This window comes from Bradyrhizobium sp. USDA 326 (genome assembly GCF_049739485.1).
In the GTDB taxonomy this organism is placed as follows: Bacteria; Pseudomonadota; Alphaproteobacteria; order Rhizobiales; family Xanthobacteraceae; genus Bradyrhizobium.
This window is the reverse complement of record NZ_JBMGQA010000001.1, coordinates 115,307-129,528: the sequence shown is the minus strand read 5'-3', so window position 1 is coordinate 129,528 and position 14,222 is coordinate 115,307. Positions and strand designations below refer to the sequence as shown.

The 14,222-nt window shown below is 64.7% G+C and carries 13 protein-coding genes; 7 read left to right on the top strand and 6 right to left on the bottom strand.

Going from position 1 to position 14,222, the window contains the following annotated elements:
• The first annotated feature begins 51 nt into the window (after nucleotides 1-51).
• From metK to ABIG06_RS00540, 3 genes are all read left to right on the top strand, one after another.
• On the top strand, nucleotides 52-1,248 hold the full coding sequence (metK, locus tag ABIG06_RS00550; RefSeq protein ID WP_370140629.1) for a methionine adenosyltransferase: 1,197 nt from the start codon (nucleotides 52-54) through the stop codon (nucleotides 1,246-1,248).
• Nucleotides 1,249-1,322: 74 nt separating this feature from the next.
• Nucleotides 1,323-2,744 carry an adenosylhomocysteinase gene (ahcY, locus tag ABIG06_RS00545; protein ID WP_370140628.1) on the top strand — a complete coding sequence of 474 codons (1,422 nt, stop codon included), beginning with the start codon at nucleotides 1,323-1,325 and terminating at the stop codon, nucleotides 2,742-2,744.
• A gap of 159 nt (nucleotides 2,745-2,903) precedes the next feature.
• Nucleotides 2,904-4,364, top strand: a complete 1,461-nt coding sequence (locus ABIG06_RS00540; protein WP_424578056.1) for a flavin-containing monooxygenase — start codon at nucleotides 2,904-2,906, stop codon at nucleotides 4,362-4,364.
• A gap of 18 nt (nucleotides 4,365-4,382) precedes the next feature.
• Here ABIG06_RS00540 and ABIG06_RS00535 read toward each other — a convergent pair whose 3' ends face one another.
• The 3 genes from ABIG06_RS00535 to ABIG06_RS00525 are packed head-to-tail and all read right to left on the bottom strand — an operon-like array spanning nucleotide 4,383 to nucleotide 6,607.
• Nucleotides 4,383-5,612 carry a YbfB/YjiJ family MFS transporter gene (locus ABIG06_RS00535; protein ID WP_370140626.1) on the bottom strand — a complete coding sequence of 410 codons (1,230 nt, stop codon included), beginning with the start codon at nucleotides 5,610-5,612 and terminating at the stop codon, nucleotides 4,383-4,385.
• A 31-nt stretch (nucleotides 5,613-5,643) separates the two neighbouring features.
• The gene (locus tag ABIG06_RS00530; protein ID WP_193374348.1) at nucleotides 5,644-5,880 is read right to left on the bottom strand and encodes a tautomerase family protein; all 237 of its coding nucleotides are present in this window, start codon (nucleotides 5,878-5,880) and stop codon (nucleotides 5,644-5,646) included.
• Between the two features lie 16 nt (nucleotides 5,881-5,896).
• Nucleotides 5,897-6,607 carry an SDR family NAD(P)-dependent oxidoreductase gene (locus tag ABIG06_RS00525; RefSeq protein WP_370140625.1) on the bottom strand — a complete coding sequence of 237 codons (711 nt, stop codon included), beginning with the start codon at nucleotides 6,605-6,607 and terminating at the stop codon, nucleotides 5,897-5,899.
• A 214-nt stretch (nucleotides 6,608-6,821) separates the two neighbouring features.
• Between ABIG06_RS00525 and ABIG06_RS00520 the strand changes: the two genes are divergently transcribed.
• The 3 genes from ABIG06_RS00520 (at nucleotide 6,822) to ABIG06_RS00510 (ending at nucleotide 9,120) form a co-directional block, all read left to right on the top strand.
• Nucleotides 6,822-7,745 (top strand): LysR family transcriptional regulator, encoded by a 924-nt coding sequence (locus ABIG06_RS00520; protein WP_370140624.1) that lies wholly within the window; start codon nucleotides 6,822-6,824, stop codon nucleotides 7,743-7,745.
• A gap of 146 nt (nucleotides 7,746-7,891) precedes the next feature.
• On the top strand, nucleotides 7,892-8,047 hold the full coding sequence (locus tag ABIG06_RS00515; protein WP_014493894.1) for a hypothetical protein: 156 nt from the start codon (nucleotides 7,892-7,894) through the stop codon (nucleotides 8,045-8,047).
• A 143-nt stretch (nucleotides 8,048-8,190) separates the two neighbouring features.
• Nucleotides 8,191-9,120, top strand: coding sequence for an aspartyl/asparaginyl beta-hydroxylase domain-containing protein (locus ABIG06_RS00510; RefSeq protein WP_370140623.1), 930 nt, complete (start codon nucleotides 8,191-8,193; stop codon nucleotides 9,118-9,120).
• A gap of 79 nt (nucleotides 9,121-9,199) precedes the next feature.
• On the opposite strand, the gene ABIG06_RS00505 is transcribed toward ABIG06_RS00510, so the two are convergent.
• Complete coding sequence (locus ABIG06_RS00505; protein ID WP_370140622.1) at nucleotides 9,200-9,901, bottom strand: fumarylacetoacetate hydrolase family protein; 702 nt, start codon at nucleotides 9,899-9,901, stop codon at nucleotides 9,200-9,202.
• A 149-nt stretch (nucleotides 9,902-10,050) separates the two neighbouring features.
• Between ABIG06_RS00505 and ABIG06_RS00500 the strand changes: the two genes are divergently transcribed.
• Nucleotides 10,051-11,226 carry a dipeptidase gene (locus tag ABIG06_RS00500; protein WP_370140621.1) on the top strand — a complete coding sequence of 392 codons (1,176 nt, stop codon included), beginning with the start codon at nucleotides 10,051-10,053 and terminating at the stop codon, nucleotides 11,224-11,226.
• 4 nt (nucleotides 11,227-11,230) lie between these two features.
• Here ABIG06_RS00500 and ABIG06_RS00495 read toward each other — a convergent pair whose 3' ends face one another.
• Nucleotides 11,231-13,039: an ABC transporter ATP-binding protein gene (locus tag ABIG06_RS00495; RefSeq protein ID WP_370140620.1), complete on the bottom strand. Its 1,809-nt coding sequence runs from the start codon at nucleotides 13,037-13,039 to the stop codon at nucleotides 11,231-11,233.
• Nucleotides 13,040-13,157: 118 nt separating this feature from the next.
• Nucleotides 13,158-14,171, bottom strand: a complete 1,014-nt coding sequence (galE, locus tag ABIG06_RS00490; RefSeq protein WP_370140619.1) for a UDP-glucose 4-epimerase GalE — start codon at nucleotides 14,169-14,171, stop codon at nucleotides 13,158-13,160.
• Nucleotides 14,172-14,222 lie beyond the last annotated feature (51 nt).

Genomic DNA, 14,222 nt, shown 5'->3' with positions numbered 1-14,222 from the left:
AGGTAAACATCGCAAACGCCCGCCGGCTAGCGGCGGAACAAGGGGTTACTGATGCGCGCGTCCTATCTCTTCACCAGCGAGTCCGTGTCCGAGGGCCATCCGGACAAGGTCTGTGACCGGATCTCCGACGAGATCGTCGACCTGTTCTATCGTGAAGGGCCGAAGGCGGGCATCGATCCGTGGGCCATCCGCGCCGCCTGCGAGACGCTCGCGACCACCAACAAGGTGGTGATCGCCGGCGAGACCCGCGGTCCGGAGTCGGTGACCAACGAGCAGATCGAGAGCGTCGTCCGGGGCGCGATCAAGGACATCGGCTACGAGCAGGAGGGCTTCCACTGGAAGACCTGCGATATCGAGATCCTCCTGCATCCGCAGTCGGCCGACATCGCCCAGGGCGTCGATGCGCTTCAGCCGGGCGAGGTCAAGGAAGAGGGCGCGGGCGACCAGGGCATCATGTTCGGTTACGCCACCAACGAGACGCCCGACCTGATGCCGGCGCCGATCTTCTACGCCCACAAGATCCTCCGCCTGATCTCCGAAGCCCGTCACTCCGGCAAGGAGAAGGTGCTGGGCCCGGATTCCAAGAGCCAGGTCACCGTGCAGTACGAGAACGGCAAGCCGGTCGGCGTGCGCGAGATCGTGGTCTCGCACCAGCATCTGGTCGAGGACCTCACCTCCAAGCAAATCCGCGACATCGTCGAGCCCTATGTGCGCGAAGCGCTGCCGAGGGACTGGATCACGCCGAAGACGATCTGGCACATCAATCCGACCGGCAAGTTCTTCATCGGCGGCCCCGACGGCGACACCGGCCTGACCGGCCGCAAGATCATCGTCGACACCTATGGCGGCGCGGCCCCGCACGGCGGCGGCGCGTTCTCCGGCAAGGATCCGACCAAGGTCGACCGTTCGGCGGCCTACGCGGCGCGCTACGTCGCCAAGAACATCGTCGCGGCCGGTCTTGCCGACCGCTGCACGCTCCAGCTCGCCTATGCCATCGGCGTGGCGCGTCCACTGTCGATCTACATCAACACCCACGGCACCGGTAAGGTGTCGGAGGATCAGCTCGAGAAGGCGGCGGCGCAGGCGATGGATCTCACGCCGCGCGGCATCCGCAGCCATCTCGACCTCAACCGTCCGATCTACGCGCGCACCTCGGCCTATGGTCATTTCGGCCGTACGCCCGACAATGAGGGCGGCTTCTCCTGGGAGAAGACCGACCTCGTCGAGCCGCTCAAGCGCGCGCTCTAGTTCTCTTGCTTCATTCCGGGTTCGCTCGTTTTAAGAGCGTCCCGGAATGGCCAGCCAACAAACAGGAACCCCCCATGAACGCGAAGGCCGGCTTCACCGATTACATCGTCAAGGACATTTCGCTCGCTGATTTCGGTCGCAAGGAGATCTCGCTCGCCGAGACTGAGATGCCCGGCCTGATGGCCACCCGCGAGGAGTACGGGCCGAAGCAGCCGCTGAAGGGCGCGCGCATCGCCGGCTCGCTGCACATGACGATCCAGACCGCGGTCCTGATCGAGACGCTGGCAGCGCTCGGCGCAGACATCCGCTGGGTCTCCTGCAACATCTATTCGACGCAGGATCACGCCGCGGCCGCGATCGCCGCCGCCGGCATTCCCGTGTTCGCCGTCAAGGGCGAGACGCTGACCGAATACTGGGACTACACCGCAAAGCTGTTCGACTGGCATGGCGGCGGCACGCCGAACATGATCCTCGATGACGGCGGCGATGCCACCATGCTGGTGCATGCCGGCGTCCGCGCCGAGAAGGGCGACACCGCCTTCCTCGACAAGCCGGGATCGGAGGAAGAAGAGATCTTCTACGCTCTGGTCAAGCGCCTGCTGAAAGAGAAGCCGAAGGGCTATTTCGGCGAGATCGCCAAGAACATCAAGGGCGTCTCCGAAGAGACCACCACGGGCGTGCATCGCCTCTACGAGATGGCCAACAAGGGCACGCTCCTGTTCCCCGCCATCAACGTCAACGACAGCGTCACCAAGTCCAAGTTCGACAACCTCTATGGCTGCCGTGAATCGCTGGTCGACGGCATCCGCCGCGGCACCGACGTCATGCTGTCGGGCAAGGTGGCGATGGTCGCCGGCTTCGGCGACGTCGGCAAGGGCTCGGCGGCCTCGCTGCGCCAGGCCGGCTGCCGCGTCATGGTCTCGGAAGTCGATCCGATCTGCGCGCTGCAGGCCGCGATGGAGGGCTACGAGGTCGTGACGATGGAAGACGCCGCGCCCCGCGCCGACATCTTCGTCACCGCCACCGGCAACAAGGACATCATCACCATCGAGCACATGCGCGCGATGAAGGATCGCGCCATCGTCTGCAACATCGGTCACTTCGACAACGAGATCCAGATCGCGGCGCTCCGCAACCTGAAGTGGACCAACATCAAGCCGCAGGTCGACGAGATCGAGTTCCCCGACAAGCACCGCATCATCATGCTCTCGGAAGGCCGCCTCGTGAACCTCGGCAACGCCATGGGCCATCCGTCCTTCGTGATGTCGGCGTCCTTCACCAACCAGACGCTGGCGCAGATCGAGCTGTTCGCCAACAACAAGGACGGCAAGTACGAGAAGAAGGTCTACGTGCTGCCGAAGACGCTCGACGAGAAGGTCGCGCGCCTGCATCTCGCCAAGATCGGCGTCAAGCTCACCGAGCTGCGCAAGGATCAGGCCGACTACATTGGCGTCAAGCAGGAAGGCCCGTACAAGTCCGACCACTACCGGTACTGATCTGCTGGTTCGATCGATTTCGACGCGAAGCCCCGGAGCGATCCGGGGCTTCGTTGTTTCGGCACATGGAATTCGGTTCGCTTTTGAGTTGCTGCACGGCTGATTGCCGATTGACGGCCGACGGCGGCGGGCGGACACTCGCCGGCGGCGGAGGAAACCATGCAACCAGAACATGTCGACGTCCTGATCGTCGGTGCCGGCCTGTCGGGCATCGGCGCGGGCTATCATCTGCAGACCAGGTGTCCGACCAAGAGCTACGTCATCCTCGAGGGGCGCGACTGCATCGGCGGCACCTGGGACCTGTTCCGCTACCCCGGCATCCGCTCCGACAGCGACATGTTCACGCTCGGCTATTCGTTCAAGCCGTGGACCGATCCGAAGGCGATCGCCGACGGGCCGCAGATCCTGAACTATGTCCGCGAGACCGCAGCCGAGAACGGCATCGACAGGCACATCCGCTATCATCATCGCGTCAAGCGCGCGACGTGGTCGACACCGGACGCGCACTGGACGGTTGAAGCCGAGCGCATCTCGGGCGAGGGCGCGACCGAGCTCGTGCGCCTCACCTGCAATTTCTTGTTTCTGTGCTCGGGCTATTACAAATACGAGGCGGGCTACACGCCGGAGTTCAAGGGCACCGCGGAATTCGCCGGCCGTATCGTGCATCCGCAGAAGTGGACCGAGGACATCGACTACGCGGGCAAGCGCGTCGTCGTGATCGGCTCGGGCGCCACGGCGGTGACGCTGGTGCCGGAGCTCGCCAAGAAAGCGGCGCAGGTCACCATGCTGCAGCGTTCGCCGACCTATGTGGTGTCGCGCCCTGCGCAGGATCCCCTCGCCAACAAACTGCGCCGCAATCTGCCGGCGCGGCTCGCCTATCACCTGATCCGCTGGCGCAACGTGATGTGGGGGATGTTCTTCTTCCAGCTCAGCCGGCGCCGTCCGGCCAAGGTGAAGGACCTCATCCTCAAAGGCGTGCAAATGGCGCTCGGCCCCGGCTATGACGTCGCCACCCATTTCACGCCCCGCTACAATCCGTGGGACCAGCGGCTATGCCTCGTTCCCGACGGCGATCTCTTCAAGGCGATCCGCGAGCAGCGCGCCTCCGTCGTCACCAGCGAGATCGACACGTTCACGCGCGACGGCATCCGTCTGAAGGACGGCCGCGAGCTTGCGGCGGACATCATCGTGACGGCGACCGGGCTGGTGCTCCAGGTTGTCGGCGGTCTCGAGGTCAGTGTCGACGGCCGTGTCGTCGATTTCGCCAATACGCTGACCTACAAGGGCATGATGTATGCCGACGTGCCCAACATGGCCTCGGCGCTCGGCTACACCAATGCATCCTGGACGCTGAAATGCGATCTCACCTGCGAATATGTCTGTCGGCTCATCAACTACATGGACCGGCATAATTTCCGCCAATGCATGCCGCACAATGACGACCCCGAGATCACCGCGCAGCCCTCGCTCGATTTCACCTCGGGCTACGTGCAGCGCTCGGTCGCAAAGCTGCCGAAGCAGGGTTCCAAGCGGCCGTGGCGGCTGCACCAGAACTACGCGCTCGACATCGTCTCCCTGCGCTTCGGCCGGATCGACGACGGTGTGATGCAATATTCCTGATCCCGCCGCCGCTCGCCTCTATGCCTTGCGTGTGGTGAGCGCGAACCCAAGATCGATCGCGAGCGCCAGCACCGCGGCCCCGCCGCCGAGGCCGAACAGCAACAGGTAGTCGCCGCCCGTCTCGGCGTAGATCCAGGAGAAGCCGTAAGCGGCGGCGGCCTGGAACAGCGCAAAGCTGGTGGTGGCATGGCTCCATATCGCGCGTTGCTGTTGGCTGGAGTGAGGCACGAGCTCATGAATGCGACCCAGCACCAGCGGTACGATGCCCGGCGTGAAGCCGCCGACCACGACGCTCGACACGATCAATGAAACCGGCGCAGTGCTGACGGTTAGCAGCAGCACGGCTGCCGCCTCGATCAGGAAGGCCGCGCGCAGGGCCGGACCGAAACCCGAGCGGTCACCGAGATGACCAGTGATCAGCGGGCCGACGATCGCGGCGAGGCCGTACAGCACCCAATAGTGCGATCCCGCGGCAATGCCCTGGCCAAGGCCGCGCGCCACGAAGTCGACGATGAAGACCATATGCGGCACCAGCGCCGCCGCATTGAGGCCGTACTGAACCAGCAGCGCGCGGGCGGCCGGCGAGACGCGATGAGGTTTGGCTGGATGGGAAGGCGCAGCATCGGCCTTGATCTCAGCCGGCCAGTTCCACCAACTCGCGAGCGTGAGCAGGGCGGACAGCATGCCGAGGCCGTACCAGCTCTGCTGCAAACCCTGTTGCAGCAACAATGGCACCAGCGTGCCCGATGCCGCGACGCCGACGCCGACGCCTGCGAAGATCACACCGCCGACGATACCGCGTCGCGCGGCCAAGGTATGCGGCAGGATGACGGACGCAGCCAGCACCATGATGATGCCGCCCGTGAGGCCGGCGAGGAAGCGCCACGCGAAAAACCAGCTGAACGACACCGGGGCCGAGCTGGCGAAGAAGGAGAGGGTGGCGAGCAGCATCATCGCCCGTAGCGCGCGGACTGCGCCGATGCGAGTGGCAAGCGCTCGCGCCGCGAGCGCGCCGGCGAGATAGCCGGCGAGGTTCGCGGCGCCGAGATAGACGACGTCGGATGCGCTGAACCATTTTGCGGCGATCAAGGCCGGGATCAGCGGCGTGTAGGAGAAGCGGGCGAGGCCAAGCCCGACCAGCGATGCGGACAAACCCGCCACGGCATACCGCCAGGTTGTTCGTGAGGCCGAGCCCGGCCGCGCTTGCGGACCGATCTCGGAGTGTCGCTTCGTGTCCGCGTTGGTCATGTCATCCTCCCTGCGCACAAGGGTGTGCGGATCATCCTGTCCGGGCGGCGCGGCGGCGCCTGAATTCCTGCACCGGCAGGCCGCCCCAGCCCCAATTGTCGGTGTCCACTTCCTCGATCACTACAAAGGTGGAATCGAGCGGCTTGCCGAGCACGTCGAGCAGGAGCTGGCTCGAACCCTTGATCAGCGCGGCCTTCTCCTCCGCAGTGAGCGACGCCGCTCCTGGCGTCGTTCCCTCGCGGGTGACTTGAATGGTGACGATGGGCATCGTGCTTCTCCTCGTCTCAGTGGCCGGCGCTCTGGCCGCCGTCGACATGCAGGATCTCGCCGGTGATGAAGGACGCTCCCTCGAGATAGAGCACGGCGTCGACGATGTCGGACATCTCGCCCATGTGACCGACCGGATGCAGCGCATCGAGCTGTGCATGTGTCGCGACCGGATGCATTGGCGACTTGATGATGCCCGGTGAGACAGCGTTCACGCGGATGCCGCGCCTGGCGTATTCGATCGCGAGCGATCTGGTTGCAGCGTTCAGCCCGCCCTTGCTCAGCGAGGCCAGCACGGACGGCACGTTGGAGTTGGCCTGATCCGCCAGCGTGGTCGTGATTTGCACCACGTGGCCGGACCCCTGCTTCTCCATCTCGGCGATGGCGAGCTGCGTGATGTTGAAGAAGCCCGCGACGTTCGTTCCCATCACCGCCGCATAGTCCTCGGCCGTGTATTGCGTGAACGGCTTTGCGACGAAGATGCCGGCGTTGTTGACCAGCGTGTCGACCCGGCCGAAGCGGGCGATCGCCTGCGCGACTACGCGCTCGGCAGTGGAACGGTCGGCGATATCGCCCGGAATGGCGAGGGCATCATCGTCGCCCGACGGCTTGATGGAGCGCGCCGTGGCGACGACGCGATAGTTGCGATCGCGAAAACCCTGGACCAGGGCGGCGCCGATACCCTGCGATGCACCGGTGATGATGGCGACCTTCTGCTCGATACCCATGACGGGCTCCTGTTGTTGGTTGTGAGAACCTGCGCCAGCAGGTGCTGGCTTGCCTGCTGAGGTACGCCGCGGTGGCCCGGGTGCGAAGATCCGCTGTCCGGCAGACACTCTTTCGCCGCGCGAACGAATGCGGGGTCGGCGCCCGGCGAGAGTTGTCGCGGTTGCGGCGAACGCCTAGCCTGCGAGCGGAAGCTCAGGGAGCGACGGGACGGGAATGGATCGTCTGGATGCGATGAAGGTTTTTGTCCTTGCGGTGGACGAGGGCAGCTTGGCTGCCGCAGGGCGCAAGCTCGGCCGCTCGCCCGCGGCGGTGAGCCGGGCCATCGCCTTTCTGGAAGAACGCGTCGGCGCCGAGCTGCTGCACCGGACGACGCGCTCGATCAAGCTGAGCGAGGAGGGGGAGCGCTATGCCGCGATCTGCCGCCGTGTGCTCGCCGAGCTCGAGGAAGCCGACGACATCGCGGCCGGACCGCGTACGGCGCCGCGCGGCCTGCTCACGATCACGGCTCCCGTGGTCTCGGGGGAGATGGTCTTGCGGCCGATTCTCGATGCGTTTCTCGATGCCTATCCCACCGTGTCGGCAAAGCTCCTGCTGTTCGACCGCGCGGTCAATCTGATCGAGGAGGGCGTCGACGTCGCGCTTCGCATCGGTCCCTTGGCGGATTCGGCGATGATTGCCATGCGGGTCGGCGAGATCAGCCGTGTCGTGGTGGCAGCGCCGCGCTATCTGAAGCAGCATCCGCGCATCGCCGAGCCCGGCGATCTCGCCAAGCACCAGATCGTCGCCATGGCGCATCTGCCCAATTCCTGGACCTTCGCCCCGCAGGCGGGTTCATCGGTGCCGCGTCCGGTGCAGTTCACCCCACGGCTCGTCGTCAACAGCACCTATGCGGCAGTGGCCTCTGCCGTCGCCGGGCGCGGCGTGGCGCGGATGTATTCGTACCAGGTCGCCGAGCAGGTCGCGCGCGGCGAGCTCGAGATCGTGCTGGCCGGCGACGAGGACCCGGAGATGCCCGCGCATTTGATCTGCCCGCAGGGCCGGCTCTCGGTGCCGAAGGTGCGGGCCTTCACCGACTTCGCGGTGCCCCGGCTGAAGAAGCAGTTTGCGCTGCTGAAGAAGAGCATCAAGGCGCGCTGAGTTGCTTCGCGCTGCTGCAATGCGTTGTTTTGCGTATACGGCAGCCCAGCTGAATCGGCGACGGTTCCAGAACGGTTAACGCCGATTTAACGGATGAGTCCTAGCCTGATTCGGCCGGGGTTACTCGCAAAGCCGAGGTGAGCCCAATGGAAGCCCAGAAGATCGCGGTCGACGCTGTCGTCGCGCTGACCGATTGCGACCGCGACGCCGTTATCGCCTTCATCCGACGACTTTATCTGGCCGGCGTCACCGATCCCAAGCGGCTGACCTTCAAGGGGTTGCAGGCGCTGTCACGGGCTTGATTCGGACGGTTTCGGTCCTTTTGGCCCCGAGTTCCGTCCGGACGTTCTCCCCAGCGTGATTGCAACCCAGCCGTGAATATCTTGTCGCCCGGGCCCGGCCGGAGTAGATGACGTCCCGGCTGGGTCACTCGGGAACTGGGGAAATGCTGAAACAGCTTTTTGCGCCGCAACTTGTCATCCTCTACGTGCTGGCGGCCTCGACGATTTACGTTCACTTCCGCGGCAAGCAGCGGCTGCGCTTCGCGCGCCAGCTCGGCGATCACTCGACCTATCTCGCGCCCTATAACGTGCTGATGTATGCGGGCTCGGCCGTGCCGAACAAGCCGGTGATCTCCGTCGATCAATTCCCCGAGCTGAAGCCCCTCAGCGAGAATTGGGAGACCATCCGCGACGAGGCGGTGCGACTGTTCGACGAAGGTTTCATTCGCGCCGCCGCGAAGAACAACGATTGGGGCTTCTACTCGTTCTTCAAGAGCGGCTGGAAACGGTTTTACCTGAAATGGTACGACGACTTCCTGCCCTCGGCTCGCACGCTGTGCCCGAAGACGGTGGAGCTCCTGAACTCGATCCCGAGCGTGCACGGCGCGATGTTCGCGATGCTGCCCCCGGGCGGCAAGCTCGGTGCCCACCGCGATCCCTTCGCGGGCTCGCTGCGCTACCATCTCGGCTTGGTCACCCCGAACTCGAACAAGTGCCGGATTCTCGTCGACGGAGTCGAATGCGTCTGGCGCGACGGCGAGGCCTTCATGTTCGACGAGACCTTCATCCACAGCGCCGAGAATACGACCGACGTCAATCGCATCATCCTGTTCTGCGACGTCGAGCGCCCGATGAAGTACGGCTTCATGACCGCCATCAACCGCTGGGTCAGCCACCACATCGTCAAGGCATCGGCAACACAGAACGTCGATGGCGAGAATGTCGGCGTGCTCAACAAGGTGTTCGGCAAGCTCTACGAGATCCATCTCGCCAGCCGCAAGGTCAAGGAGTGGAACCGCAACGTCTACTACACCCTGAAATACTCGCTGACGGCGCTGATCCTCGGCCTCATCGTGTGGTCGGCGCTACGGTGATCGGGCGGCGATGCGCCTTCGCGAAATGGAAAGCCCCGGAGCATGCTCCGGGGCTTTTGCTTTGTTCCATTCGCCGCGGCTACTCCGGCTGGCCGATGTTCACCTTCAGCGTTCCGACGCCGTCGACGCCGCATTCGAGCTTGTCGCCGGGTTGGAGCTGCGACACGCCGGCGGGCGTGCCGGTCATGATGATGTCGCCGGCGGCGAGCTTCACCTGCTGCGAGAGTTGCCAGATGATTTCGGGCACGTTCCAGATCAGCTCGGTGAGATCGCCCTTCTGTGCTTCCTTGCCGTTGACCGTCAGCCAGATCTTGCCCTTGGAAGGATGGCCGATTTTCGAGGCCGGCTGAATCGCGGAGCAGGGCGCCGAATAGTCGAACGACTTGCCGATCTCCCAGGGACGCTCCTTCTTGCGCGAGGCGATCTGGAGATCGCGCCGGGTGAGATCGATACCGACGGCGTAGCCGTAGACGTGGTCCAGCGCCTTGTCCGCGGGGATGTTGAGGCCGCCGCTCTTCATCGCGACGATCAGTTCGACCTCGTGGTGCAGGTCCTTGGTCAGCGGCGGATAGGGAATGGTGGCGCCATCGGGCACCAGCATGTCGGCGTGCTTGGCGAAGAAGAACGGCGGGGCGCGCTCGTCATTGCCCATCTCGCGGATGTGCTCGAGATAATTGCGGCCGACGCACCAGATGCGGCGCACCGGATAACGACCGCTCTCCCCGACGACGGGAAGCGAAGCCTGGGGCGGAAGCGGGATGACGTAGGAGGCGGCGTTCATGTAGGGTCTCGGCGGGTTGCAAAGAAAGGGCGCTGTCGTATTTACGCGGTTGCAGAGGGCGAGGCTAGTGGTGCCGGGCGGAAAAAGGAGCACTACCCGCGCCATTGCCGATTGGATACAGCGGCGCAAATGTAAGTAAGGGGGCGGCCGTGAAGAAATGGATACTGGCGGGTACTGCCGTCGTCGTGATCATGGTCTTCGGTCTTGTCGTTCGTTTCTTCATGGTCGCACCGGGACGCATCGAACAGGGGCAGAACCGGATCGTTCCAGTCGCGTCGAACGTAACGCCGGCAGCGCAAGCCCTGCATGCAACGCTCGATGTCGCCGACATGCATGCCGACAGCCTGCTCTGGAAGCGCGACCTGCTGGAGCGATCCGATCGCGGACATGTGGACGTTCCGCGCCTCGTCCAAGCGCACTACGCGCTCCAGGTTTTCTCGTCTGTGACCAAATCGCCGAAGGGCCAGAACTACAACGCCAACAGTGCCGACAGCGATACGATAACCTCGTTGGCCATCGTTGATCTGCAGCCGATAAGAACCTGGAATTCACTATTGCAGCGCTCGCTCTGGCATGCCGAGAAGCTGCGGGACTTCGCCGCGAGGTCGAGCGGCCGGCTTCGGCTGATCACGACGCCCGCGGAAGTCGACCGGCTGCTCGCGGACAGGAAGGGCGGATCCGCCGCTGTGGGCGGAATGCTTTCAATTGAGGGGCTGCAGAATCTCGAGGGTCGCATCGAAAACCTCGATGTCCTCTATGCCGCGGGATTTCGCATGGCTGGCCTTACGCATTTCTTCGACAATGACGTGGCCGGGTCAATGCACGGGATGCAGAAGGGCGGGCTGACACAACTCGGTCGGCAGGTGGTGCAGCGTATGGAGGCACTTGGGATGATCGTCGATCTCGCGCATTCCAGCCATACGACCGTTGCCGAGGTGCTGGCGATGGCGAAGAGACCCGTGGTCTCCAGTCACGGCGGCGTTCAGGCCACCTGCAAAGTCAACCGCAACCTCTCCGACGAGGAGATCAAAGGTATTGCCAGGACCGGTGGCGTGATTGGAATCGGTTACTGGGAAGGGGCGGTCTGCTCGACCAAGCCGGAGGCTGCAGCGCGGGCGATTGCCTATGTGCGTGATCTCGCGGGCATCGATCACGTCGGCCTCGGCTCGGACTTCGATGGCTCGACCACGACCGGCTTCGATGCGAGCCAGGTTGCTGCAATTACGCAGGCCCTGCTCAGTTCAGGCTTCTCCGAAGAGGACATCCGCAAGGTAATGGGCGGCAACGTCCTGCGCGTGATCCGCGCAGGGCTGGCGCCGTCCTGATGGATCAGGAGTTGGCGGAGTAGGCCAGCACAGGCGCAGCCTCCGTGTCCCTGTGCTGCAACCGGAAGAACGATGCATAGCGCCCGCCGCGGCGGAGCAGCTCGTCGTGGCGGCCCTGCTCGACGATCTCGCCACCCTCGACCACCAGGATGGCGTCGGCGTGCATGATGGTGTGCAGGCGGTGTGCGATCACGATGGTGGTGCGGTTCCGGCAGAGGTGCTCGATCGCCTCCTGCACCTGCCGCTCGGATTCGGAATCGAGCGCGGCGGTGGCTTCGTCCAACAGGATGATCGGCGCGTTCTTGATCAGCGCGCGGGCCACCGCGATGCGCTGGCGCTGGCCGCCGGAGAGCTGCGTGCCGTGCTCGCCGACCGGCGTGTCGTAGCCGAGCGGGAAGCCCATGATGAAGTCGTGCGCGCAGGCGGCCTTGGCGGCGTCGACGATCTCGTCCTCGCTCGCGCCCGGCCGGCCGAAGGCGATGTTGCTGCGGATGGTGTCGCGGAACAGATAGACGTCCTGGCCGACATAGGCGGTCTGTGCCCGCAGCGATTTGCGCGAGACCGCGCCGATCGACTGGCCGTCGATCACGATGTCGCCTTGCGTCACCTCGTAGAAGCGCAAGAGCAGCGCCAGCACGGTCGACTTGCCGCCGCCGGAGGGACCGACCAACGCGGTGACCTTGCCCGGCTCGGCCGTGAAGCTCATGCGGTTGAGCACGGTCTCGCCATCGCGATAGGAGAAGCTGACGTCACGCAGCTCGATCCTGGCATCGGAGAGCTTCAGCGACGGCTTGTCGTCGTCGGACCGCTCGCTCGCCGGGCTGTCGACGACTTCGAGCAGCATGCGCGCGCCGACCAGCTGGCTGTTGAGGTCGATGTTGAGCCGCGCCAGCCGCTTGGCCGGCTCGGTCGCCATCAGGAACGCGGTCATGAAGGAAAAGAACGCGCCGGGCGTGGCGTTGAGCGCGACCACGGCATAGCCGCCGTACATCAGGCAGCCGGCGACCGCGAAGCCGCCGAGCATTTCCATCAGCGGGTTGGAGCGGTTGGCGACGCGGGCCATCTTGTTGGCATTGCGCTCGACGACCGCGATGTTCTCGTCGATGCGCTTCTGCATGGTCTCTTCGAGCGTGAACGCCTTGACGGTGCGGATGCCTTGCAGCGATTCCTGCATCGTCTCCATGATGTCGGCGGTGCCGGTGAACTGGTTGAAGGCGAGCCCCTTGATGCGCTTGACCAGCTTGCGCAGCACCAGCATTGCCGGCGGCACCGCAACGAGGCCGATGAACGACATCAGCGGATCCTGCCACACCATCACGCCGATCATGGCGAGCAGCATCATGAGGTCGCGCCCGATGGCGTTGACCAGCATGTTGAGCACGTCGGTGATGGCTTTGGCGCCTGCCGTCAGCCGGGCCAGGAACTCGGACGAATGCCGCTCGGAGAAGAAGCCGACGCTCTCGCGCATCAGCTTGGCGAACAGCTGGCGCTGGTTGGTGGCAAGAATCGCGTTGCTGATCTTGGTCAGGATCACCATGTGGCCGTAGGTCGCCACGCCCTTGATGAACAGCAACGCGACCGTCAGCCCTGAGAACATCGCGATGCCCGGGATGTTCTTGTCGACATAGGCCTGGTTGATGACCTGGCCGAGCACATAGGTCGCGCCCGCGGTCGCGCCAGCGGCGAGCGCCATCAGCGCGAAGGCGACGAGGTAGCGTCGCCAGTAGACGATGCCCTGTTCCGTGACCAGGCGGCGAATCAGGACCGCAGCCGCGTAGGGATCGTCGGTGATTTTCTTTGGAAACTGGGCCATCCGGTGTCCATTGACGGCGCGGGACAAGACCTGCCTGCGCGTCAGGGATCGATGGGCCTCTGTGCCCGCTCAAGCCGGGTTTTTCAAGCCCAATTAAGGGCTTGCGCTTGGGATGATTCTAGGCCGAGACGGCGTGGCGGAGGTCGCCATCGCGCTCGCGGAACAGCTTGTCCTCCCAGGCCAGCGCATGGGCTGCGATGGTCTCGAGGTCGTCGTATTGCGGGCGCCAGTCGAGCAGGCTGCGGATGCGGCTGGTGTCGGCGACCATCGTCATGATGTCGCCGGGGCGGCGCGGGGCGTATTGCACGGCGAAGCTGCGGCCCGAAACCCGCCGCACCGCGTCGATGGTCTCCAGCACGGAATAGCCGCGGCCGTAGCCGCAATTCAGCGTCGTCGAGGCACCGCCGTTGCGCAGGTAGGCGAGCGCCGAGCGATGCGCCTGCGAGAGGTCCGTGACGTGGATGAAGTCGCGGATGCAGCTGCCGTCCGGGGTCGGATAGTCGGTGCCGAACACGTCGATCTTGGCGCGCTGGCCGGTCGCGGCCTCCACCGCGATCTTGAGCAGATGCGTGGCGCCGACCGTGGCGAGCCCGATGCGCGCCTGCGGATCGGCGCCGGCGACGTTGAAGTAACGCAGCGTCACGTATTGCATGCCGTAGGCGGCGGCGACGTCGTGCAGCATGATCTCGGTCATCAGCTTCGACGAGCCGTAGGGCGACAGCGGCCGCGTCGGCGCGTGCTCGGGCACCGGCACCTGGTCCGGATTGCCGTAGACGGCGGCGGTCGAGGAGAAGATGAAGCGGCCGATGCCGCGCTTGACCGCGACGTTGAGCAGGTTGCGCGCGGTCGTGAAGTTGTTGCGGTAGTAGCCGAGCGGATCGCGCATCGAATCCGGCACGACGACCGAGCCGGCGAAATGGATGATGCTCTCGACGTCGTGCTGGGCGATCACGCCTTCGAGCAGGTTTTCATCGCCGGCATCGCCGATGAACAGCGGCACGCCTTCGGGCAGGTAGGCGGAGAAACCGGTGGAGAGATCGTCGATCACGACGACGTCCTCGCCGGCTTCCGCCAGCGCCAGGACCGTGTGACTTCCGATATAGCCGGCGCCGCCGGTGACTAGCACAGTCATGATCTCACCCGTCCTCGATCAACGCGCAAACTAGCGCTTGCGTGGTGAAGA

Excerpts from the sequence above, each read along its gene's own strand:
- ABIG06_RS00520 (WP_370140624.1), top strand. The coding sequence starts at position 6,822 with ATGGATCGTCTGGATGCGATGAAGGTTTTTGTCCTTGCGGTGGACGAG.
- ABIG06_RS00505 (WP_370140622.1), bottom strand. The coding sequence starts at position 9,901 with ATGAACGCCGCCTCCTACGTCATCCCGCTTCCGCCCCAGGCTTCGCTT.
- galE (WP_370140619.1), bottom strand. The coding sequence starts at position 14,171 with ATGACTGTGCTAGTCACCGGCGGCGCCGGCTATATCGGAAGTCACACG.
- ABIG06_RS00535 (WP_370140626.1), bottom strand. The coding sequence starts at position 5,612 with ATGACCAACGCGGACACGAAGCGACACTCCGAGATCGGTCCGCAAGCG.
- metK (WP_370140629.1), top strand. The coding sequence starts at position 52 with ATGCGCGCGTCCTATCTCTTCACCAGCGAGTCCGTGTCCGAGGGCCAT.
- ABIG06_RS00540 (WP_424578056.1), top strand. The coding sequence starts at position 2,904 with ATGCAACCAGAACATGTCGACGTCCTGATCGTCGGTGCCGGCCTGTCG.
- ABIG06_RS00515 (WP_014493894.1), top strand. The coding sequence starts at position 7,892 with ATGGAAGCCCAGAAGATCGCGGTCGACGCTGTCGTCGCGCTGACCGAT.
- ABIG06_RS00510 (WP_370140623.1), top strand. The coding sequence starts at position 8,191 with ATGCTGAAACAGCTTTTTGCGCCGCAACTTGTCATCCTCTACGTGCTG.
- ahcY (WP_370140628.1), top strand. The coding sequence starts at position 1,323 with ATGAACGCGAAGGCCGGCTTCACCGATTACATCGTCAAGGACATTTCG.
- ABIG06_RS00530 (WP_193374348.1), bottom strand. The coding sequence starts at position 5,880 with ATGCCCATCGTCACCATTCAAGTCACCCGCGAGGGAACGACGCCAGGA.
- ABIG06_RS00495 (WP_370140620.1), bottom strand. The coding sequence starts at position 13,039 with ATGGCCCAGTTTCCAAAGAAAATCACCGACGATCCCTACGCGGCTGCG.
- ABIG06_RS00525 (WP_370140625.1), bottom strand. The coding sequence starts at position 6,607 with ATGGGTATCGAGCAGAAGGTCGCCATCATCACCGGTGCATCGCAGGGT.